This is a genomic window from Amycolatopsis sp. NPDC004625 (genome assembly GCF_040609695.1).
In the GTDB taxonomy this organism is placed as follows: domain Bacteria; phylum Actinomycetota; class Actinomycetes; order Mycobacteriales; family Pseudonocardiaceae; genus Amycolatopsis.
In genome coordinates this window covers 153811-174909 of sequence record NZ_JBEXKX010000004.1, presented here as the reverse complement: position 1 = coordinate 174909, position 21099 = coordinate 153811, and the positions used below count along the sequence as shown (strand labels likewise).

At 68.5% G+C, this 21099-nt stretch carries 28 protein-coding genes and 3 tRNA genes; 14 read left to right on the top strand and 17 right to left on the bottom strand.

Going from position 1 to position 21099, the window contains the following annotated elements; all coding sequences use genetic code 11:
* The first annotated feature begins 22 nt into the window (after nt 1-22).
* The 7 genes from ABZW17_RS06330 to ABZW17_RS06300 are packed head-to-tail and all read left to right on the top strand — an operon-like array spanning nt 23 to nt 3888.
* Nucleotides 23-418, top strand: a complete 396-nt coding sequence (locus ABZW17_RS06330; RefSeq protein ID WP_354810241.1) for a hypothetical protein — start codon at nt 23-25, stop codon at nt 416-418.
* 3 nt (nt 419-421) lie between these two features.
* A complete protein-coding gene (locus ABZW17_RS06325) occupies nt 422-1261 on the top strand; it encodes a M15 family metallopeptidase (protein WP_354810239.1) in 840 nt (279 codons plus the stop codon).
* Between the two features lie 2 nt (nt 1262-1263).
* Entirely contained in the window at nt 1264-1572 is a 309-nt protein-coding gene (locus tag ABZW17_RS06320) for a hypothetical protein (RefSeq protein ID WP_354810237.1), read from the top strand.
* Between the two features lie 3 nt (nt 1573-1575).
* Complete coding sequence (locus ABZW17_RS06315) at nt 1576-1926, top strand: hypothetical protein (protein ID WP_354810235.1); 351 nt, start codon at nt 1576-1578, stop codon at nt 1924-1926.
* On the top strand, nt 1913-2215 hold the full coding sequence (locus ABZW17_RS06310) for a hypothetical protein (protein WP_354810233.1): 303 nt from the start codon (nt 1913-1915) through the stop codon (nt 2213-2215). The genes ABZW17_RS06315 and ABZW17_RS06310 overlap by 14 nt, the downstream gene beginning before the upstream one ends.
* A 12-nt stretch (nt 2216-2227) precedes the next feature.
* Nucleotides 2228-3271, top strand: a complete 1044-nt coding sequence (locus ABZW17_RS06305) for a hypothetical protein (protein WP_354810231.1) — start codon at nt 2228-2230, stop codon at nt 3269-3271.
* On the top strand, nt 3271-3888 hold the full coding sequence (locus ABZW17_RS06300; protein ID WP_354810229.1) for a hypothetical protein: 618 nt from the start codon (nt 3271-3273) through the stop codon (nt 3886-3888). Before ABZW17_RS06305 ends, ABZW17_RS06300 begins: the two co-directional genes overlap by 1 nt.
* On the opposite strand, the gene ABZW17_RS06295 is transcribed toward ABZW17_RS06300, so the two are convergent.
* The 7 genes from ABZW17_RS06295 to ABZW17_RS06265 form a co-directional block, all read right to left on the bottom strand.
* Nucleotides 3889-4320, bottom strand: a complete 432-nt coding sequence (locus tag ABZW17_RS06295) for an NUDIX domain-containing protein (protein ID WP_354810227.1) — start codon at nt 4318-4320, stop codon at nt 3889-3891.
* Between the two features lie 101 nt (nt 4321-4421).
* Complete coding sequence (gene tmk, locus ABZW17_RS06290; protein ID WP_354810225.1) at nt 4422-5063, bottom strand: dTMP kinase; 642 nt, start codon at nt 5061-5063, stop codon at nt 4422-4424.
* Nucleotides 5060-6523 carry a radical SAM protein gene (locus ABZW17_RS06285; protein WP_354810223.1) on the bottom strand — a complete coding sequence of 488 codons (1464 nt, stop codon included), beginning with the start codon at nt 6521-6523 and terminating at the stop codon, nt 5060-5062. The genes tmk and ABZW17_RS06285 overlap by 4 nt, the downstream gene beginning before the upstream one ends.
* Nucleotides 6501-7304: a hypothetical protein gene (locus ABZW17_RS06280; protein ID WP_354810545.1), complete on the bottom strand. Its 804-nt coding sequence runs from the start codon at nt 7302-7304 to the stop codon at nt 6501-6503. The genes ABZW17_RS06285 and ABZW17_RS06280 overlap by 23 nt, the downstream gene beginning before the upstream one ends.
* A gap of 83 nt (nt 7305-7387) precedes the next feature.
* On the bottom strand, nt 7388-7783 hold the full coding sequence (locus tag ABZW17_RS06275) for a hypothetical protein (protein WP_354810221.1): 396 nt from the start codon (nt 7781-7783) through the stop codon (nt 7388-7390).
* A gap of 30 nt (nt 7784-7813) precedes the next feature.
* Entirely contained in the window at nt 7814-8182 is a 369-nt protein-coding gene (locus ABZW17_RS06270) for a hypothetical protein (RefSeq protein WP_354810219.1), read from the bottom strand.
* Nucleotides 8169-8783 carry a hypothetical protein gene (locus ABZW17_RS06265; protein WP_354810217.1) on the bottom strand — a complete coding sequence of 205 codons (615 nt, stop codon included), beginning with the start codon at nt 8781-8783 and terminating at the stop codon, nt 8169-8171. Before ABZW17_RS06265 ends, ABZW17_RS06270 begins: the two co-directional genes overlap by 14 nt.
* Before the next feature lie 342 nt (nt 8784-9125).
* Between ABZW17_RS06265 and ABZW17_RS06260 the strand changes: the two genes are divergently transcribed.
* Nucleotides 9126-10466 carry an XRE family transcriptional regulator gene (locus ABZW17_RS06260; RefSeq protein ID WP_354810215.1) on the top strand — a complete coding sequence of 447 codons (1341 nt, stop codon included), beginning with the start codon at nt 9126-9128 and terminating at the stop codon, nt 10464-10466.
* A 3-nt stretch (nt 10467-10469) separates the two neighbouring features.
* Here the strand turns inward: ABZW17_RS06260 and ABZW17_RS06255 are convergent, their stop codons facing one another.
* From ABZW17_RS06255 to ABZW17_RS06220, 8 genes are all read right to left on the bottom strand, one after another.
* Nucleotides 10470-11027, bottom strand: coding sequence for an NUDIX hydrolase (locus tag ABZW17_RS06255; protein WP_354810213.1), 558 nt, complete (start codon nt 11025-11027; stop codon nt 10470-10472).
* 45 nt (nt 11028-11072) lie between these two features.
* On the bottom strand, nt 11073-11348 hold the full coding sequence (locus ABZW17_RS06250) for a hypothetical protein (RefSeq protein ID WP_354810211.1): 276 nt from the start codon (nt 11346-11348) through the stop codon (nt 11073-11075).
* A 29-nt stretch (nt 11349-11377) separates the two neighbouring features.
* Nucleotides 11378-12295: a tyrosine-type recombinase/integrase gene (locus ABZW17_RS06245; protein WP_354810209.1), complete on the bottom strand. Its 918-nt coding sequence runs from the start codon at nt 12293-12295 to the stop codon at nt 11378-11380.
* A gap of 91 nt (nt 12296-12386) precedes the next feature.
* A tRNA-Phe gene (locus ABZW17_RS06240) sits at nt 12387-12460 on the bottom strand.
* Between the two features lie 31 nt (nt 12461-12491).
* Nucleotides 12492-12565, bottom strand: a tRNA-Asp gene (locus ABZW17_RS06235).
* A 37-nt stretch (nt 12566-12602) separates the two neighbouring features.
* A tRNA-Glu gene (locus ABZW17_RS06230) sits at nt 12603-12675 on the bottom strand.
* Nucleotides 12676-12774: 99 nt separating this feature from the next.
* Entirely contained in the window at nt 12775-13569 is a 795-nt protein-coding gene (locus ABZW17_RS06225; RefSeq protein WP_354810207.1) for a hypothetical protein, read from the bottom strand.
* Between the two features lie 149 nt (nt 13570-13718).
* Nucleotides 13719-13973, bottom strand: a complete 255-nt coding sequence (locus tag ABZW17_RS06220; protein WP_310968009.1) for a hypothetical protein — start codon at nt 13971-13973, stop codon at nt 13719-13721.
* Between the two features lie 890 nt (nt 13974-14863).
* Here ABZW17_RS06220 and ABZW17_RS06215 point away from each other — a divergent pair.
* A complete protein-coding gene (locus ABZW17_RS06215; protein WP_354810205.1) occupies nt 14864-15301 on the top strand; it encodes a hypothetical protein in 438 nt (145 codons plus the stop codon).
* 80 nt (nt 15302-15381) lie between these two features.
* Here the strand turns inward: ABZW17_RS06215 and ABZW17_RS06210 are convergent, their stop codons facing one another.
* Complete coding sequence (locus tag ABZW17_RS06210) at nt 15382-15585, bottom strand: cold-shock protein (protein WP_003097368.1); 204 nt, start codon at nt 15583-15585, stop codon at nt 15382-15384.
* Between the two features lie 456 nt (nt 15586-16041).
* On the opposite strand from ABZW17_RS06210, the gene ABZW17_RS06205 reads away from it, so the two are divergent.
* From ABZW17_RS06205 to ABZW17_RS06190, 4 genes are all read left to right on the top strand, one after another.
* On the top strand, nt 16042-17253 hold the full coding sequence (locus ABZW17_RS06205; RefSeq protein WP_354810203.1) for an Ig-like domain-containing protein: 1212 nt from the start codon (nt 16042-16044) through the stop codon (nt 17251-17253).
* A gap of 168 nt (nt 17254-17421) precedes the next feature.
* Nucleotides 17422-17733: a hypothetical protein gene (locus ABZW17_RS06200; protein WP_354810201.1), complete on the top strand. Its 312-nt coding sequence runs from the start codon at nt 17422-17424 to the stop codon at nt 17731-17733.
* Between the two features lie 4 nt (nt 17734-17737).
* Nucleotides 17738-18292 carry a SigE family RNA polymerase sigma factor gene (locus tag ABZW17_RS06195; protein ID WP_354810199.1) on the top strand — a complete coding sequence of 185 codons (555 nt, stop codon included), beginning with the start codon at nt 17738-17740 and terminating at the stop codon, nt 18290-18292.
* 5 nt (nt 18293-18297) lie between these two features.
* On the top strand, nt 18298-18765 hold the full coding sequence (locus tag ABZW17_RS06190; protein ID WP_354810197.1) for a hypothetical protein: 468 nt from the start codon (nt 18298-18300) through the stop codon (nt 18763-18765).
* Nucleotides 18766-18872: 107 nt separating this feature from the next.
* On the opposite strand, the gene ABZW17_RS06185 is transcribed toward ABZW17_RS06190, so the two are convergent.
* On the bottom strand, nt 18873-20207 hold the full coding sequence (locus ABZW17_RS06185; RefSeq protein WP_354810543.1) for an MFS transporter: 1335 nt from the start codon (nt 20205-20207) through the stop codon (nt 18873-18875).
* A gap of 225 nt (nt 20208-20432) precedes the next feature.
* Between ABZW17_RS06185 and ABZW17_RS06180 the strand changes: the two genes are divergently transcribed.
* A complete protein-coding gene (locus ABZW17_RS06180) occupies nt 20433-21026 on the top strand; it encodes a PaaI family thioesterase (RefSeq protein WP_354810195.1) in 594 nt (197 codons plus the stop codon).
* The last annotated feature ends 73 nt before the right edge of the window (nt 21027-21099 follow it).

Below are 21099 nucleotides of genomic sequence, written 5' to 3'. Positions count from 1 at the left end.
CCCGGAAATAGCAAGGAAACCCGTGAACCTCGCCGATCTCGGCGTGCTCGACATCGCCGGGACGGCGGGCGTCGCCGTTGCCGGATACCTCGTCATCCGTCGCGTGTGGACGGTTCTCCGCAACGCCGCACGCGGCCTACGTCGCCTCGGCCACTTCGCCGACGACTGGTTCGGCGAACCGGAACGTAACGGCGCACCGGCCCGGCCCGGCGTGATCGAACGCATTGCCGCCATCGAAACCGACGGCGCGGCCACCCGCGACGACGTGCGCGGCCTGGTCGAGCGCGTCGAGCGGGTCGAGCACGAGCTGCGGCCCAACTCCGGCGCGAGCCTGCGTGACGCGATTGACCGCGTCGAGAACGCCGTCGCCGACGGCACCGACGCCACAAAACCCAACTCACAGAAGAAAACGGGGTGAATGATGGCCGTTTCACAGAACGGTTGGCCGGTCGATCCGGCCCGCCGAGCACGCACGATCCCGGGCAGCTCGGTTCGGCTCACCGTCGCCGACGGACCCGCCGGCGATGTCCTGATGTACGTCGCGGGCCAGTTCGACAAGCGCGTCGAGGACATCGACCTTCGCTCAAGCCGCGGCGAGTTCGACGACTGGGGCTACGCCAACCGTCCGATCCGAGGCAGCACGAGCACCTCGAACCACGCGTCGGCGACCGCGGTCGACTTCAACGCCACCCGGCACCCGATGGGCGTCCGCAACACCTTCTCCGCAGCCCAGCGCGCCGAGATCCACCGCATTCTCGCCGAGGTCGACAACGTCGTGCGCTGGGGCGGCGACTACTCCGGCCGCGTCGACGAGATGCATTTCGAGATCAACGCGCCATACGCGCGCGTCGCCGCTGTCGCCGGCCATCTGGCGGCCGGCGCACCCGTCAACCCGACACCACCGAAAGAGGTCGAGATGAGCGCAATTCCCCTGTCCCTGCCGTACTCCGCGGACTGGCAGTACGTCGCGTTGCCGTTCGAGAGCAAGTCGAATTCGGCCGTCGTCGCCGACGGCTGGTTCACGATCTTCGCCGCGTGGGGCGAAGTCGAGTACGAGATCGCCACCGTCGGCGGCGGCCTGAACCTGGTGGGGCTGATCGGCGGGACGCCGACCGCGGGCCGGCTGGCCGACCGGCAGCGCGTTGCCTGGCAGGTGCCGGACGGCATCAACGGAATCGGCCTGCGCTACCGCGCGCGCAATGCGAAGGGCGACGTGACGAACGGACGCCTTGGCTACTCGTTCCCGCAGAAGGAGAAGTGACCGTGAGCGAACCCACCCCGCAGCGTCAGCTCGGCGAGCGGCTCGCCGCGTGGCTGCGCTCGGACCGCGTCACGTCGTGGGTGCGCACCGTCGTTCCCGGCCTCTGGTCGGCAGGCGTCGCGTACCTGGTGGCGCTCGGCCTGCCCGCCTGGCTCACCGAACCGGCGAACGGACTCGGCCAGACAGCCGCCGTGCCGGTCGTGCTCGGCGCCGTCTACGCCGTGTTGCGCTGGCTTGAGCCACGGGTGCCGAGCTGGCTCGCGCGGTTCCTGCTCGGCTCGAGCCGCCCGCCGACTTACGACCAGGAGTAGCCCGTGCCCGCCCTGCACGACGACGTCGTGATCGAGAAGGGCGCCGAGTGGGGTCGAGCGTGGCCGGTCACCGCTGGTGGCCGGCCGCTCGACCTTTCCGGGTGGACCGTGCGCGCGCAGGTCCGCGAACGCATCGACGCCGGCGACGTGCTGTACGAGTGGTCGACCGCAACCGGCAATGCCAGCACCGCCGACTCGCGCGTCACGCTCACCGTGACCGCGGCGACCTCGCGCGCCTGGCCGTGGCTTGCCGGCGTCTTCGACGTGCTGCTCATCGATCCCACCGGCCGTGTCGCCCGGATCGTCGAGGGCACGGTGCGCGTGTCTCGGGGGGTGACCCGTGACAGCCCTTGAGCCCGAAGCCGGCCCGCCGGTCGCGCTCGACTGGCTCGCCGTCGGTGCCCCCGTCGACACTGCCCCGCCCGGCGAGCCGGGCGACGTCCTCGAGTTCGGCCACCGCCACGAGCAGACCATCGCGGCCGCGGTCTGGAACATCTTTCATCCGCTCTTGTTCACCCCCGCTGGCGTGCACGTCATCGAGTCCACCGGCGAGCCACTGCTCGGCGTGGTCACCTACCCGGCCGCCGGACACGTCCGCATCGAGTTCTCCGCGCCGTGCTCCGGCGTGGCTTACCTGAGCTAGGAGCCCCCGAACATGGCCGACTTGAAGTTCGGCACCCACACCGACCACGGGCTCAACGAAGCCCGCAACCTGGTCGCGCACAAGGTCGCAAGCCTGCCCGCCGGCGCCGAAGCGCAGGTCATCTACCACAACGGGCGGTTGAAGATCCGCGACGCCGCCGGCAACTGGATCGACCCGACCGCCCGCGCCAACCACACCGGCAACCAGCCGGCCTCGACCGTGTCCGACCTGCGCGCGACCGTCACCGGTTACCGGCTCGACGAGTTCGCCGCCCCCACCGCGCCCGTCAACGCCGGCGCCCAGCGCATCACCAACGCCGCCCCGGGCTCGGCCGCCGGCGACCTCGCCACGTACGGGCAGCTCCAAGACGCCGTAGCCGCCGCGGCCGCCGGCGTCTCGTTCAAAGCCGCCGTGCGCCTGGCCACCACCGGCCCCATCACCCGCACCGGACTCGCCGCAGTCGACGGCATCACGCCGAACGCCGATGACCGGGTGCTCGTCAAGGCGCAAGCCGACCCGGTCGAGAACGGCATCTACCTCGCCAAGGCGGGCGCGTGGGCGCGCGCCGCGGACGCCGACAGCCCCGGCGACCTGCGCGGCGGCGCCGTCGTCGCCGTCGAGGAAGGCGCCACCAACGGCGACCGGCTCTACCTGCTCACCACGAACGGCAGCATCACCCCGGGCACGACCGGGCAGACGTGGGCCGTCTACGGCACCGGGTCGGACGGCTTCACCCTCGCCGGCGCCGGCCTCCTGGCCGTCGGCGCGGACACGATCGCCGTCGGCGCCGGCCCCGGCATCGTGGTCACCGCGGACGCCGTCGCCGTCGACACCGCCGTCGTCGCCCGCAAGGTCATCGCGAACGTCACGCCGACCGCGGCCGGCCCGGTCACCATCCGACACGGCCTCGGAAATCAGTTCGTTGATGTCTCGGTCTACGACATCAGCACCCCCACGCCGGCGCTCGTGCTCACCGGCGTGGACCTCACCGACACCGACAACGTCGCGTTGTCCTTCGGTGGCGCTGGGACTTACCGCGTGGTGGTGGTCGGGTAGTGGCCGGCGCGCTCGAGTACCGCGGACCGGCCCCGGCCGACGGGGTCGACATCGCCACGATGGGGCAGCTACCCACCGCCGAAGCGCAGGCCACCGACACCACGCTCTACGGCGACCAGGTCTCGACGCTCCGGCGTGTCGATGCCATCTGGGGCGAGACCCTCTCGCCCGGCTACCTCACGGTGTGGGCGACCATCTCGCCGCGGTCGCTCGCCGCGAGCGTGGCGAAGTTCTGCGTCTACGCCGTACACACCGGACTCACCGGTTTTGACTTCGGCGTCTACGTCGGACCGGACGTGTCCAGCCTCGACCGGAAGACCACCGTGTCCGGGTTGAGCTGGATTGCCTCCGCCGGCATGAAGTCGGTCAACCTCGGCACGGTCGCGGTCAACCGCGGCGACGCCGTCGCGTTCGCCGGCCTCACCACCGGCAGCGGAACCGCACCGAGGCTCGCCTCGACCACGCCGGCCACCGGCGCCGGCGCGTCCGCGCTACTCAACGAAACCCCGTACAGCGTGTACCGGTCCGGCCAGGTCGCGCCGTTGCCCTTGACGCTGAACCTCAACGATGCCGCGTGGACCAGGGCGAATCAGAAGTTCTGGGGCTCGCTGCGCTGATCAGGCGAGCACGGGCCGCGGCTGGTCCGCCCAGCCGAGCAGACCGAACGGCACACCGTCGAGGTAGGCGCGGATGCCGGCGAGTGGGTACGGGATCACGTCGTCGGGCAGGTTGTCGAGCGGGAACCATTCGACGGCCGAGCACTTGTCAGGTTCGCGGTTGTACGGCTCTCCGGACCAGCGGCGAGCCTCGAAGAACACGCCGAGCCGCGGCACCGGACCGGACCCGGCGACGTGCACGGTGTGCGCGTGCCGCAGGTCGGCCGGATCGATGCGCACGCCGACCTCTTCCGCGGCTTCGCGCGCCGCGCCGGCCGGCAGGGACTCGTCGGCGTCGAGCTTGCCGGAGGGAAGGTGCCACATGCCGCCGCCGTACGTTCCGCGCCGTTGCGTGAGCAGCAGCTCGTCGCCGCGAACGAGCAGAACGTGCACGTCAATGACGGTGTGCTGGCCGTTGGGCATCCGGCGAGATCCTCACGGGTGGCGGGCGCTGAACCTGCGAGCCCGCCCGCGCCGGCGGGCTCGCAGGCAGGCTACGCCGTCGCCACCTCGGCGGCGGGACCCTCCACCAACTCGGCGATTCGGTCCGTGAGGTAGCTCGCGACCGTCGCCGGTGAGGCGCCGGCGGTGTCCACGGCGAGCACGGGATACCGCCACCGCCCGAGCCGTTCCGCGGCCTTCTCGTACAGCTCGCACTCGCGCCGGCTGCTGTCCTCGCCGGTGTGGAACCGGTCGTGCGCGCCGCGGGCAGCGACGCGCGCCGCCGTCACGTCCGGCGGTGCCTGCAAGATGACGGCGAGGTCCGGCACGTCGGCCGCCGAGTTGATCGCTTCGACGAACGGCAGCGGTACGCCGTCCATGCATTGCAGCACGTAAGACGAGGCGACATACCGGTCGCAGACGACGATGCATCCTTTGGCGAGGTGTGGCCGCACCTCCTGCTCGAGGTGGTGATACCGGTCGGCGGCGACCAGGCAGGCGAGCGTGTGCCCGCGGTAGGTGTCGGTGTTGTGCCGAGCGGTGTCGCCGAGCACGCCGTGCGACGGCTGAGTCGTCGCGTGCACCTGATGCCCGCGCCGGCCGAGGTACTCGCGCAGCAGGCGGGTTGTCGTGGTCTTGCCGACGCCGGCCGGGCCGTCGATGGTGACGAACGCCCCGCGGTTCCATTGCCTCACGCGGCCGCCTTCCGGTCGTACTGCGCCCGAGAGATCGTCACGAGGTTGCGCCGGATGTAGTCGATGGGCGCCTCGCTCAACTGGATGTTGACGGAGAAATTGAACTCGTCGCGCTCGCGCATCGACTCGTCGACGCCGTCCGCCGTGAGGTCCACGGCGCTGTAGTTGAGCAGCGCCGCGGCCGTGTACTTGCCTGTCTTCATCAGCTCGGCCCAGTCAGGCGTACCCGGGTACGGGCGGTACTCGAACGCCGAGGCACGGAACCGGCCCGGCTGTTCGTCGGCGATGTCCCACAGGTCGTGAACAAGACGCACGGTGTCGTCGATCTCGGCACAGGTCTCGGTCGGAAACCCCAGGATGAAATAGCCCTTGACGTTGATCCCGCGCTCGACGAGCCGCCGCACCACCGAACACGCCATGTCCGGAGTGATGCGCTTGTCGATCCGCTCGAGCATCCGCGCGTTGCCGGACTCGACGCCGAGCGCGACCTCGCGCAGCCCGTTCGCGGCGAGGGTGTCGAGCATGTCGTCGCTCGTCCGGTGCAGCACGTTGATTCGCCCGGTGGCGTCCCACTGCGCCCAGTCGCCGACGTGGTCGGCGGTGAACGCGGTCATCATCGTCTTGATGACGCGGGGGACGCCGAGGAACAGGTCGTCGACGAACCGGAAGGCGTTCACGCCGGTGCCGCGGAGCTGGTCCATCTCGTTGAGGATGTTGTGCGGCTCCCGCGTGCGGATGGTGATATCGGGGTTCGCCGACACCGCGGCGCCGCAGAACGAGCAGTCGTAGGGGCAGCCGCGGGCGCCGACCATGTTCGCCTCGAGCCGGCCGCCGTCGTGGTGCGGGTCCTGTGTCAGGTAGCCGCGGTCGACGAACGGCAACCCGTTGATGTCCGGCGCGAGGTAGTGCCCGTTCTTGGTCCCCATCCCACCCGTGACCGGGGTGTGCATGATCGGGTCGAGCCACATCACCCCGGGCAGCTCGGTCCGTCGTCGGTGGTCGTCGAGCAGGGCAGCGACCCGTGTTTCACCTTCGCCGATGACTAGCGCTTCGCACTGGCTCATCCGCTGGTCGCGCAGGATTTCGGCCGGCATCGCTTTCGCCTGGTGGCCGCCGACCATGAGCTTGATGTCGCGGTCGAGCCGCTCGGCGATCCGGGCACTGATCTTGTACGTCGGGGCCAACAGGTTGAACCCCACCCACCTCGGCGCGGCCGCGTTGATCAGACGGGCCGTGCGGTCGATACCGAGCCCGTGCGCTTCGGCGTCGAGCACGCCGACGTTGAAGCCCTTCGCGGCCGCGTAGGTGGCGATGTAAGCCATGCCGAGCACCGGCAACGTAAAGTCGTTCACCCGCGGACGCTCGTCATAGTCGCGCAACGGCGCGTTGACGAACAGGATGTCGATCTCTCGGCGGAGGTCCGCGCCGGCGATCAGGTCAGAGAGCAACTCCGGTTGCATGTCGAACTCCCCAAGCGAGGGTGAGCAGCGTCCACTCGGACAACTGCGCGCCGGCCATCGCTTGCCACAACCGCCCGAACTCAGGTTCGGGTTTCGGCCAGTCGACCGAAGGGGCGAGCTTGCCCGCCCAGGTGCGCACCGCGAGGTCGGCAAAGGGATAGAGGCTGTAGTCATTGGTGACGTCGGCGACCGTGACGCCGGCCGTCCACGGGCCGCTCCGGCGAATGCTCTGCACCGCGGCGACGAGCTGCTCGCCCGTCACGCCCGCCCAGTCGTCGGCCGCCTTGAGGCTCGCCTCGGCGGCTGAGCGCAGGCCGCCACGGAAGAACTTCATCCGCAGCACGTCGAACTCGTCGTCGGACAAGGCAAGCACGGCCTCAGGTGAGGGGAACAGCCACGCCGGACCGGCCGCGGTGTCGTACCGCTCGCCGTAGGCTTCGCAGAACGCGCGGTACTTCTGGCGTGCGGTCGCGGCCCTGACCACCTGGCGAGTAACCGCGGTACCGAGCGCTTCCCACACGTCGGAGGTCCGTATGCGCGCGACCGGGCCGTCGGCCCGCAACGGCTCACACACCGCAACGTCGCCCACCAGCGTTAGCGGGTCGATCGTGTCGACAATCGGCGCGACGTCCGTGTCGCCGGCGAGCCGGACGAGGTCGACCAGGTGCCCGCCGGCGGCCTCCGGCGTACAGATCACCGACCACACCGAGCCGGCCGACCGGAGCACGCGCCGAGCGCGCCCGTCGTCTTCACTGAGCCATCCGGGGTGATCAAGCATCATGTACGGCACGTTCGGCCCTTCTCGCGTTGGTTCTCGGCATTCTCCCGCGGGCGGCCCCCGCCCGACTTGACGACGTGTGCGTGTCACGCGACCAACTCGAGTTGCCCGCTTACGCTTTCGTATTCGTCGTCTTCGGTGAGTCGCTCGATGACCGCAAATTCTATTGTCTGGTCGATCATGTGCCGACCAGACGTACGCCAGTACTCGTCAAGGTACGGCCTCGCGCCGATGGCATCCTGAGGGTAGTCATCATCGACACTCAGCCCGACACCGTAATCATTGACGAACTTTGGATCGATCGGCGCCAAAATGACGGCTCCCGTCTCGACGATTTCGACCGGACATGCCCGATCGTCAGGCATTACCCCGAGCGCATGTCGTCCCGAGCTAGAAGCAAAAGCAAAACATCGCAGGAAGAAGACCGCACACACGACGAGCGCGAGAACAAAAACCGCGCCAACGATCGTGACAGTAGACATAAAGCACCCCACAGTCAGAATTAGCGATCGCTACGACGACATTTGGGCACGCAAGCCCGGCGATACCCACAGGTTTCCCGGCGACGGCAAATTCGCACTCGGAGCCCTGGGGTTGGCCGGATGCGGAAGATGGAAAATCAGCTCGTCGACCACCTCGACGACCGACCCATCCGTGTACCAAACGAAGTGATTGCGGTCGGAGAAGTCGACGCCATCGACGAGCCGCCGTCGACATGCCGTTGCATCGTCCTCACCCCTGATGATCACCTCATCCGAAAACGGCTCGTCCCAAGCACGAGTGAAAAGGAGCAAACCTTCCCGCTCTGGAATCTCAGGCACCGGCATTAGACGAAATGCGCGAGAAGCAAGCTCTTTGAGGGCATCCTCACTCGTCCACATGATCATCTCCCTTGAGCGCGACGACATACACGCCGGCCGACAAGTTGAGCGCCTGCCACGCAATACGGTGCAGCTTCACCGCCGGAAGGCCGACGAGGATCGCACTAACCGTCAAAATTGCAACCAAGAAGAACGGCGAATAATCGCCAAAAAGTGCGACCACGGAGGCCACGAAGAACAAGACGCCAAGCGTGAAAAGCTTGCCGAAGCTTGTCGCCCAGCGGTAAGCAACGCGGAGTGGTTGGCTCTCTTTAGTGAGTTCGCGCCACACGATCACGCGATCAGGATCGGAAATAGACGCTGCCGCTCGAGCGAAGACCTCGCCAGTGACGGCAACTTTCCGGCGTGCGGCCGCAGCGTTGGAACGTGGCGGATGCGAGGGTCCGGGGGGCATACTCCCCGCACCCGCCACGAACTCGAGGGGATCATCGGTCATCCCGTCCGGCTTCCTCCCGTTGCGAGGCTTCGTCGACCGCGACCCGTCGAGGAAACGAGGACGGCCTCGGCGCACCTGGCGCAGGTACGGGACCACCGCAGCAGCTACCGCGGTGCCAGCAACGGCACCGATCACCGCACGCACGGCGACCTCGCCGGCACTCACGCGGCACCCCCACCGACGGGAGCCGCCACGTAGTGCGACGTGGTGTTGTTACGGTGAGCTACCTCGTACATGCATTGAGCGTCCGCCGATGACCTCCCGCGGAAAACGACAACGGCGCATGAGATCTGACAGGTACAGCGCCTTAACGCCGGATTCCATACATGCACCGCATGAAATCTGTGACATAGCGTGGTGAGTCACATACACTGCGCGGTGAATGGTGAACGAGGGGTGACCACGGTGCGGACAGCAGCGCGAACGTGCGAAGCGTGCGGCACACGGTTGGCTCGCGACCGCGTAAGCGACTACTGCGGCTCCTGCACTCGTCGACTAATCTCGCACGTGGCGCAGCCTCAGCCTGAACCGTTCTGGGAAGCGGAGAGCATCCGTACCGCGCTCAAGGCGCGTCACTTCGGCTGGTTCTTCGCGGCCTACCGCCAAGAACACAAGCCCCACGTCTCACAGGCCGCGCTCGGCCTCTGGCTCGGCCTCACGCAAGCGCAAGTGAGCCGCCTCGAGGCTCCCGACGCCCGACCTCCGAGCGATCTGCACAAACTCGAGCGATGGGCACGGGCTCTCCACGTGCCGCGGTCAATGCTCTGGTTCAGCGTTTCCCATACGCCCGAAGAATCGGCCGAGCCGCCAGTCGCGGTTAGCCTCGATGACGTGCAACGGCGACAGTTCTTAAAGACCGCAAGCGTAGGCGTCACAGCGATTGGCGCATCCCTGCTCGGCTCGACTCCCGCAGCCGCGTCCGGGCCGGCCAAGTCCAGAAGCACCGACGCCGAAATCGTCCGCCACATGACGGAGACGTTCCGCCAGCTCGACAACCGGTTCGGCGGCGGACACAGCCGCGGAACGACCACGATCACCAGCTACTTGACCTCGAGCGTAACGCCGATGCTCAAGGACACCAGCAGGACGACGGCCGCTCGAAACGAACTGTTCGCCGCTGCCGCTGAGCTGCACCAGGTCGCGGGGTGGAGCGCTTACGACGTCGGCAACGCGGCAGACGGGCAACGGCACTTGCGCGACGCGCTGAAGCTGTCGCAGGACGCCGGCGACGACGCGCTCGAGGCCGAGATGCTCGCCGCCATGTCGCACCACGCGGCGTTCAACCGGTCCCACGACGTCGCGGTCGACATGGCGCTCGCGTCCAGGCGGACGGCGAAGCGTTCCGGCCTGGGCGCGCTGCAAGCCGAGGCAGCCGTGTTGGAGGCCCACGGCCAGGCGCTCAAGGGAAACTCCGGGGCGTGCTTCGCGGCGCTCGGTGAGGCCGAGCGGGCTTTCGAGCGGTTCGTGCCTGGCTCCGGGCCAGCTTGGCTGAGCTACTTCGACAACGCCTACTTGTCGGCCAAGTTCGCTCACACCTTCCGCGACCTCGGCCACCTCGTGGAAGCTGAGCAGTTCGCCCGCCGGTCGCTCAGCATGAGCGACGGATACGACCGCGGTCGGTTGTTCAACACCGCACTTCTGTCGTCGATCCTGGCCGATCAAGGCCGCGTTGACGAAGCGTGCGCCGAGGCGGCGAAGGCAGTGCGGATGAGCGAGAGCGTTCGGTCGATCAGGGGTGGCGCCTATCTCGCTGACGTCGGTCTGCGCCTGGCTCCGTACCGGACCGACCGCCGAGTCGGGGACGTCTACGCGCAGATGAAGGCCGTAGGTGTTCCTACGCCTGCGTAGGGCTCAGCGGTAGAAGGCGAGGATGTGCAGTAGCGCGACCTGCGATGCCGCGCCGACGATCTCGCCCTTCAAGATCCGGTCTCGGACCGTGTCGAGAGGAATCCAAGCGACCCGCTCGGCCTCGTTGATATCCGCGGGCTCACCGATGTACTCGGACCGTCGAGCCACGTACAGCAGGTTCTCGGCGTCCGCGCTGCCGACGATGGGTTGCAGGGCGCCGAGCGGCTCGACATCCAGCGGGCGCCAGCCGGTCTCTTCCTCTACCTCACGCGCGGCGGTCACCGCAGGATCTTCGTCCGAGTTTACATAGCCGCCGGGCAGTTCCCACACCCACCGATCGATGATGAACCGGTGCCGCCACAGCATGAGCACCCGGTCTTGATCATCAAGAACGGCCATCATCGCGGCCGGGCGGATGCGGAACACCCACTGCTCGAACTTCACACCGTCGGGCAGCTCGACCGAGGCGATGCTCACGCGATCGCGGCGCGTGTCGTCGACGAGTCGCTCATCGTGGATCTTCCAGCGCGTCAGCTCTTGCCCATTGGGTTCCGTGGCCACGTGCGTAGATGCTACGGCGAATGAGCCGTGTCGCAGCGTGGCGCTTCACTCACTGTTCTTGGTCGAAGGCCGACGGCGTGCTTGCGCGCTGCGGTATGCCATCGCCGTGTAAAAAGCCTTGCGCGCCGAGGCCGCGCGCTGGCGACGCTCGTCGGCCGGCAGCGTTCCGTCGGGGTCGACCTGCCGCTCGAACCGGTCATGCGACGCCTTGCGCGCCGCCTGGGTTCGCGCCGACCGGTTTGCCGTGTTCGCCCACGAGGCGTGTGCCGCGAGCTTGGCTCGTAGGGTGCGCTGCGCCGGGGTCATCTTGGGTTCGGTCATGATCCCCAGCACAGCGCACCCCGTGTCACCTAGAACCGGTCGCCGAGCCGCAGCTTCCGCGCCGATGCGTGAGCGCGCTCGACGGCGGCGCTCTTGCCGTACCGCTTCGGCATCTGCGGTGAGGTCCAGCCCATCACGAGCATGAGGTCGCTCTCGGAACCGCCGTTGGCTTGCCAGTGGTGCGAGGCAGCGTGTCGGCCGAGGTGCGCGTGCAGGTGACGGCCCATCTCAGCCTCGACACCGACCTCACGGCCTCGTCGGCGGAGCATCTGTCCGACGCCGTTGGGCGTCATTGGACCGCGGTTCTTGATCCCGAGCCACACGCGTTCGTGCTCATGCAGCTTGTGCGCCTTCCGCGCCCGAAGGTACCGCGAGAGGGCCGTGCCAGTGTTCGGGCTGAACGGGACCACACGCTCCTTGCTGCCCTTCCCCACGACCCGGACGGCGTCGACGTTGAAATCGATGTCGTCAACCGTCAGGTTCGCGATCTCCGACAGGCGGGCGCCTGTGTCGAAGAAGATCCGGACGAGCGCGGCGTCGCGGCGTGACTGGAAGTCTTTGCCCTTGCACGCCTCCAACACGCGCTTGAGCAAGTCGTCCGGCACGATCGGCACCGGCTTCTCGGGCACGTGCGGGGGCTTCATGTTCACCATCGGGCTCGTCTCGATCTCGTCCTCGATGATCAAGAACTTGAACCACTGCTGTAGAGCCCGATAGTTGGTGTTCGCGTTGCCGGGGGACGTCCTCTCGATGAGAGAGGCGACGAAGTCGCGGACCTCGTGAGTGCCGGCCTCGTCGGGCGCGATGTCGTCTTCGCGATTGACCCAGAGGCCGAAGTCGCGGGCCGCGGTGGTGTAGATGCCGATGGTCCGATCGGACTTGTTCTCGGCCTTGAGCGCCCTCTCCCAGTCCTTAACCAGGGTCGCCCAGTCGTGAGGTAACTGCATACTCAGATCCTCCAAGCGGAGTGTCACTGAGCACTGTGCTACGAAGAAAACCCCCGACCTGCGTCTATTTCCGCAGGTCAGGGGCTGAAAGTGGCCAGGGCCGGGGTCGAACCGGCGACCTTCCGCTTTTCAGGCGGACGCTCGTACCAACTGAGCTACCTGGCCGGGAACGCCGGCGAGGAGCCGAACGATCTTGCGACCCTGACGGGACTCGAACCCGCGACCTTCGCCGTGACAGGGCGACGCGCTAACCAACTGCGCCACAGGGCCTTGCGTGTACTTCGATGTTGCTGACTACGGTACTGCGTACTCCCAACGGGATTCGAACCCGCGTTGCCGCCTTGAAAGGGCGGAGTCCTAGGCCACTGAACGATGGGAGCCCGGTCGGTTTCGGGTGACCGACCGACCGCGCTCTCAGGTTCCCCTGGGAGCGATTACAAGCATAGGGCACGCCGCCACCGCTTTGCAGCGGGGGTTCCTTAAGCCGTCGGCGAGCCTGGGAGCTGGGCAAACGCCGCCAGTTCCGCCAGGCGGCGGTCGAGCTCGGCGCGCTGCGGCCCGGTCAGGGCCGACGCGAGAAGTTCGCCCATCCGGGCGTCGGTCATCGACTCCGCCCGGCGCCAGCGGTCGCGCAGGTCCGGCTTGCGCCCCGCCGCCGCCGTCAGCTCGTTCGCCGCGTCCTCGGGCCACGCCGTCCGCAGGAGCCGCTCGCGGCCGCCCTCCGGGTCCGCGATCACCGCCTCCGGCACCGACAGGCCCAGCGCCCGCAGCGCCGCGAAGTGGAGGCCGCCGCGCAGCTCGCGGACGACCATCAGCGCGAAGCCGAGGCGTTCGACGTCGCCCGAGGGGCGCTCGGCGTTCTTCCAGCCCGCGAAGAGCGCCAGCGCACTGGCGTCCGCGGCGTCCACCACGCGGAACAGCAGATCGGCCAGGCGACCGGGGTCCGATACGGCCGAAAGGCTGACGCGGGACCACCGCGCCGATGACTCCGCGTAGGCACGGACGGCAGCGGGCGCGTCGAGAACCGCCACGGCCGGCGGCAGGACGAACTCGAACAGCCAGTGCGGGAAGATGCCGAACAGCTCGGCGGCCACCTTCGGCGGCACGTCCCCGAGCACCGCCGACCGCCCCCGCAGGTACAGCGAACGCGGCGGAAGCCCGGCCTCCGCCTCGACCGCGGCCAGCTCCGGCGACGTCATGAACTTCCCGCCCAGCACCTGCACGACCGGCCTGATCCGGCTCGCCAGCTCCGCCACACCCTCGATCGCCGTCACGTCCGCCCCTTTCGACACAGCGAACGTAACACTGTTACGAAACGAGCGTCAAGCTACCTGCAGCGGCTCGCCAACCACTGCCGGAAAAGCAACGGAACCTGCGGAAATATCACGGAACAGGCCCAGCGCAACCCGCCGGGCCCACCCGCTCAACGCTGAACCGGCGCCTGCCCGTCCTCATCCAGGTTCAGACCCAGCATCTCCAGCAACTCGACACAGTCCTCGACCCCCAGCGCACCATGCGCCACCGCCAGCCGAGCCCGCCGGACCTGATCATCCGACACCCGCTGCGCATCGGCCGCCCCGCTTCGCTGAGCCGGCAACGCCCCCGCAAACGGAGCACTCCCCCCATCGGCACCTTCGTACCGAAGGAGGAACTGCCGCACTTCAACAGACCCGCTCATAGCCCCTCCATACGGCTCACAACAGCTTGGCCGCGAGGCTAACCAGCACCGGCCACCACACACAGCCCCCCGGAGAGTGAACCTGAGGCCACGCTCCGCTCAACGCAGCGCAATCGGCACAACCGGAGAAGAACCCAACCGAACGAGCGTCACCCAGGCGCCAAAGTGACACCACACGGGGAAATTTCCCGCTCTCCACTCGCCCAACCACCCAAGTCGTGCAACAATCGAGGTGCTGACACACCCCCGGTCAGCGCCTGTGGAGATCCCCTCCGACCCCCGCGTTCCTCCCCCTGGCGCGGGGGTCCTCCATTTGTTGGTCCTGCTCGGGCTTCGCCCTTCGCCGGGCCAACAATGTCGGAGTGCCGACCCGGGGGGCCGAGCCCCCCCGGACCCCCACGGTGCCTCTGGCTCGGCTTCCAGCGTTGTTGGCTTTTCGCTTCGGGCGCTGGGCGCCCTTGCGCGTCTGGTTGCGTTTGGATTGGACCCCGCGGTTTTGGTCGGGGCGGACCTGTTGCTCCGTTGACGCTCGACCCTGGGCGTTCTTGCGTGCCGCAGCAAGGCTCTCGGGGGCGTCCTTGCGGACGCGGCGGCTGCCGCCCTGCTTCGTCGCGGCGCCAGCCTTGCGCCCTTTTCTCCTGCCGGTGCCCGTAGCAGCGCGGCGGTGGATCGCCTGGCGGCGGTCTGCGGCCTCGCCCTTTGCTCGTTGTTGCGGTTGTTTGGCTTGGCTTGGCTCTGGGGTGATCGACTCGGTGGGTTAGGTGGGGGTTGCTTTGGGTTGTTGGGGTTTGGGCTGAATGGGTGGGGTTTGGGCCGAATGGGGAAGCTTGGGGGCGTGTTGTAGCTCACAGTGGTTTGTGTGGCGAGATCCAAACGTTATCGTGGCGTTCGTGCCTCTTCCCTCCCTTGGCCGCCTGAGCAGCCGCACGAACCTGAAAGCCGCCGCGTCTTCCGGTCGTCATCGTGGTGCCGCGAAGCCTGCGGACGATGGCGTTGTCGAAGACACCGAGCTGACCTCGTACCTCGCGGCGCTCGCCCCCGACAACGACCTCGAGAGCACCGGATCCGGCAAGCGGTTCGGCGAAGCCCAGGTCTACCAGCTGCGGATGAGCCTCATCGCCAGCCAGCAGCTCAAGGACATCGCCGCCGAGCGGGACATCTCGCCCCAGGCGCTCGCCCAGGAATGGATCCTCGAGCGGCTCAACTGGGAAGGCCAGGCCTCGTCGCTGCAGGACCAGCGGCAGCAGGCCGGCGAGGTCAGCGACCTCACCGACGAGTTCCACTTCCCCGCCGACGCCTTCGACGCGCCGGCCCTCGGCCGCCGCTGAGCAGACACACGAGAAAGGGCCCCCGGCGAGTTCGCCGGGGGCCCTTCACTCAGGCCTTAAGAACGCAGAGGGCCTGACCGTCAGATCGCGCGGACCTTCTGGGCCTGCGGACCCTTCTGACCCTGGCCGACCTCGAACTCCACCCGCTGGTTCTCCTCGAGGGTGCGGAAGCCGCGGCCCTCGATCTCCGAGTAGTGAACGAACACGTCGCCTTCGCCGCCGTCCTGCGCGATGAAGCCGAAGCCCTTCTCCGCGTTGAACCACTTCACAGTGCCTTGCGCCACCGCTGTACTCCTCGTTACACAGATCCGCTTCGAATGCCACCGAAGCGGCACCCCGACCGTCCCGGGCGGTTCCAACGAGACGAGTCAAGAGCGGGTCGGCTCCATGGCTCGCGTCAGAAGTTCCGCGAGTGTGAAGCCACGAACACGCAAAACGACGGCCTGAGAGCAGACTACCGGGATCTGGCCAAAGTTGAACCCCGTGATCGAGGCGAAAACCGGCTGTGCGCACCAAGGTCACCGGAACGTCGTAGGGCTCCCGCCCCCTTCCGGCGGACCCACGGGCTAGTCTTGCGCAGCGCATCGACACCGTGATCACCGGATACGGCTCGGAGTCGGTCGTGCCCCCTCAGTGAGAGCCTTCACCGACCAGTGTGACCCGCATCACGTAATGGTTGCTCAACGTGCACGGTCCGTGAGGCGTCTCGAAGAGGGGAAGCACCAAAGGGGCAAAGGGGAATGGGTGTGACGTTGAGGACTTCCACGCGGCGCCGGGGCGCTGCCGTGGCACTGGGCTTGGTCGCCGTGCTCACGCTGGGGGCGTGCAGCAGCGAACCGACGGTCTCCGCGAGCGGCACTTCGGGAGGCGGTCCGACGAGCTCGCCCGCCCCCAGCGCGCAGCCCGCGAAGCTGACGGTGACGCCGGCCGGCGGCGCCCAGGACGTCGCCCCCGGCGAACCGGTCGGCGTCCAGGTCAACGACGGCACGATCGTCTCGGTGACGCTGACCAACCCGGACGGCAAGCAGGTCCAGGGCCAGGCGTCGGCGGACAAGAAGAGCTGGACCACCACCGAGCAGCTCGGCTACGGGAAGACCTACACCTGGTCCGGCCAGGCGCAGGGCGCCGACGGCAAGAACGTCGCCATCGGGGGCGCGTTCACCACCGTCAAGCCGAAGCGCCAGCTGTCGGCCAGCCTGAACGTCGGCGACGGCCAGACCTACGGCATCGCGATGCCGATCGCGCTGACCTTCCCGAGCCGCGTCGCCGACAAGGCGTCCGTCGAGAAGGCGCTGTCGGTCGAGACCACGCCGAAGACCGAAGGCTCCTGGGGCTGGACGAACGGCGACACCTCGGTGCACTGGCGGCCGAAGGAGTACTTCAAGCCCAACACGCAGGTGAAGGTCAACGCCAAGATCTACGGCGTCAAGATCGGCGACGGCGTGTACGGCAAGCAGGACGTCTCGGCCAGCTTCGCCATCGGCCGCTCGCAGATCGTCAAGGGCAACACCACGCAGCACACCATGCAGGTGATCCGCGACGGCCAGCAGATCGCGGACTACCCGGTGAGCTACGGCCTCGACTCCGACCCGGGCCGCGTCACCCACAGCGGCACGCACGTCGTGATGGGCAAGCAGGCCACGTACGCGATGAGCAACCCGAAGTACCACTACGAGAACGTCGTGGTGCCGTGGGCGGTCCGGATCTCCAACAACGGCGAGTTCATCCACGGCCTGGCCGCGTCGGTCTGGGCGCAGGGCAAGAAGAACATCTCGCACGGCTGCCTGAACCTCTCGCCGGCGCGGGCCAAGGAGTACTACGACGGCGTGCTCACCGGCGACCCGGTCGAGATCACCGGCAGCACGCAGACGCTGACCGCCAAGGACGGCGACTACAGCGACTGGACCTACGACTGGGCGAGCTGGCAGAAGCTGTCGGCGCTCGCCGGCTGAGACCACTGAGGAACACCGGGCGGCCGGGAAGTCCACTGCGGGCTTCCCGGCCGTTCGTGCTTTGCGGGCAACCCGGCAAAACCCGGTGCAACCCCGGTGATCACCCGCCGCATGAGTAAGGGCAGAGGCGCAGCGATCCTGCTGCGCCCGCGAGAATGAGGAGCTGTCTTGCGTATCCGCATCGCCCTGACCCTCGGCGCGCTCGTGCTCGCCGGTGGCGCCCTGACCGGTGGCATCGCGCTGGCTTCGGAGGCGCAGGCGCCGGCCCAGCCGACCCAGACCCAGGTGACCCGGCCGGGCGAGCCGACCGTGGCCCCGGCCCCGGCGACCAGCCGGACCCGCCCGCAGCCGCCGATCGCGACCCCCGTCCCGCGTGAGACGACGATGCCCCGCACCGGCGCGGCTCCGCGCGTCCCGCGGGCCGTCCCCGCCGGGCCGACCGGTGACCTGCACCTCCCGGCCGTGTGGGAGACCCGGTAACCTGGTGATTTCCCGCTCCCGTCCGTCGACCGGGCCGGGCTCGCCGTGGGACGGCGAGTTCGCCCGGTACTTCGGCGAGCGCGCGCACAGCCTGCGGTCGACCGCCTTCCTGCTCTGCGGGGATTGGCACCAGGCCGAAGACCTCACGCAGGCCGCGCTGCTCAAGCTCTACCTCGCCTGGCCGAGGCTGTCGCGGCACGACGCGCTGGACGCCTACGCGCGCAAGGTCGTCCTGCGCACGTTCCTCGCCGAGCACCGGCGCAGCAGGTGGAAACGGGAGCGGCTCACCGACGCTCCACCGGAACTCCCGGTGGAGCCGGCCGCGAGCGGCCAGGACGAACTCGTCCGGCAGGCGCTGGCCGTACTGGCACCCAAGCAGCGCGCCGTGCTGGTGCTGCGGTACTTCGAGGACCTGAGCGTCGAGGAGACGGCGAAGGCGCTCGGCTGCAGCACCGGCACGGTGAAGTCCCAGGCCTCCCGCGGCCTGGCGACGCTGCGCAACCGGCTCGGCCCGCACTACGGTGCGCTGATGTTCAGCGCACCCACGGAGGGGAGGTGACGAACATGGACCCCGAAGACGACGTCCGCGCGATCCTGACCGGCGCGGCCGGCGGCACGCAGCCGCCGATGCGCCTCGAAGCCGCCGACGTGATCGAGCGCGGCGGCCGGGTCCGGCGACGGCGCAAGCGCCTGGCGGTCGCGGGCACCTCGGCCGCGACGGCGGTCGTCCTCGCGGTGGCCGGTTTCCTGGCCGGTCACCGCGTCGGGCCGCCCGAGCCGGTGCAGCCGGCCGGCCCCGGGCTGTCCACGATCGGCACCACCGCGCCCACCACGCCGACGAGTGCGCTGCCCGTTCCCGCGACGTCGATCGCGCCGCCGGTCGTCGCCCCGGAGCGCAGCCGTACCCAGCGGACATCGGTCCCGCAGGTGCCGTCCGCCGGCCCGCGGACCCGCCCGACCCCCACTACGCAGCCCTCCTCCACGCCGGTCGAGACCCGGCCCGGTCCGCCGACCGCGGAGACGTCCCGCTAGCCGTTTCCGCAGGTCAGAGACGTGAAGCAGCCTTCTCGCTCCGACCCTCGACGCGCGTGTGCCCCGCCCGGTGATCCGGACGGGGCACACGGCTTTCCGTGGACCGCTCAGCGTTGAGCGGCCGCGGAGGCCAGGTTTCCGCTGTTGTCTTCGGTGTCGATCTGCTCCATCGGCACCTGCGACGTCTCGGGGATCCTGATGATCGGGATGATCGCGATCACCGCCGCTGCCATCAGGTAGTACGCCGGCCAGTCCTCGTTGCCGGTGCTCTTGATCAGCGCCGTGACGATGACACCGCAGGTGCCGCCGAACAGCGACGTCGAGATGTTGTAGCCGATCGCGAACGAGCCGTAGCGCACCCGCGTCGGGAACATCGCCGGGAACGTCGAGCCGATCACGGCCAGCATGAACACCAGCAGGATCGCCACGATCAGGAACCCGACGAACAGCCACAGGATGCTGCCGGACTGCATGAGCTTGAGGCAGGGCCAGCTCAGCACCAGGAACCCGATGGCCGCGGTGAGCAGCAGCGGTTTCCGGCCGATCCGGTCGGACAGCGCGCCGAGCGGGATGATGATCGCCATCTGGATGACTTCGACCGCGATGATGATCAGCGTCGACGTGTTGTCGTTGATCTTCAGCGTGTCGGTGAAGTACGTCGGCATCGTCGTGAGCAGCAGGTAGTCCGCGACGTTCAGCAGCAGGACGATGCCGATCAGGTTGAGGATCATCCGCCAGTTGCGGACGAAGATCTCCTTGAGCGGCGCCTTCTTCGGGGCCTCGCCCGCGGCTTCCATCCGGCGGAACTCGGGGGTGTCCTCGAGCTTGTTCCGCAGGTAGAGGCCGATCAGGCCGAGCGGCAGCGCGACGAAGAACGGGATCCGCCAGCCCCAGGCGTCGACCTGCTCGGGCGACAGGGACAGCGTCACCGACAGCACGACGAGGTTGCCTAGGACGTAGCCGCCGAGCGTGCCGAGCTCGAGGAAACTGCCGAAGAAGCCACGGCGTTTCGTCGGCGAGTACTCGGCGATGAACGTCGCCGCGCCGCCGTATTCGCCGCCGGTGGAGAAGCCCTGGATGATCCGGAGCAGCAGGATCGCGATCGGCGCCGCGATGCCCATGCTGTAGCCGCCGGCGTACGTCGGCAGGACGCCGACCAGGAACGTGCAGCCGGACATCAGCAGGATGGTGATCGCGAGCACCCGCTTGCGGCCGATCTTGTCGCCGAGCGGGCCGAAGAACGCCCCGCCGAACGGCCGCACGATGAACCCGACCGCGAGCAGCGCCAGCGACTTCAGGACCGCGTTGCCTTCGCCGGGGAAGAACAGCGTGCCGATGCTGGTGGCGATGGCGCCCGAGGTGAAGACGCCGTAGTCGTACCACTCGGTGGCGTTGCCCATGGCCGACGCCCACACCGCGCGCTTGACGGTTCTCTCGTCCACTGACGGTTTGCCCGTCGTTGCTGCTGGTTCGCTCATGCCGGCGACGACTCCTCCCGTGCAGTGCCCATGGGGCTGTTCGAGCTCATCAGCCCAGTCTTGACCGGCTCCTGCAGGTCGGCAGCCTGAACCGGGAATTGTCTACGGTGGGGAACTTTCCGGCTACTGAGAGATCAGGGCACCCAGGCCGGGCGTGGCGGCCGGCTACCCGCCGGTTAACGTCAGCGCATGAGTCGTGTTTCTCAACCCTGGCCGCCGGTGGCCGTGGAGCCGGCGCTCCCGCACCCGAAGGCCCCGGCACCGGGCACGGAGCTCGGCGTGCACTTCGCCGAGTGCTTCGGCTGCGGCGACGAGGCCGACGCCGGGCTGCACCTGCGCTCGACGGTCGGCGAGGGCCAGGTCGTGCACTCGCGGTTCACCGTCACCGCGGCCCACCAGGGCGCGCCCGGCCTCGCCCACGGCGGCCTGCTGGCCTGCGCGTTCGACGAGGCCCTCGGCTCGACGGTGGGCAACCTGATGCGCCGCCCGGCGGTGACCGGCAAGCTGGAGACGGACTTCCGGCGGCCGGTCCCGGTCGGTTCGACGCTGTTCATCGAGGCCCGCCTCGACGGCATCGCGGGCCGCAAGATCTACGTGAGCGCAAACGGCCGCCTCGACGCCGAGGACGGCCCGATCGCGGTGAGCGCCCGGGCGTTGTTCGTCGTGGTGGGCTTCGAGCACTTCAGCACCCACGGCGACCCGGAGGCGCTGAACAAGCTCGCCGCACAGCACGAGAAGAACCAGCGAGAGCGCGGCGAGCGCGACTGGGACATCAACCCCTGACCCGCTCCCCCGCCGGGGGGGGGGGGGGGTTTTGGGGTAGGGTACGTCTATGTGGAAAAGCGCGGGCGGGGAG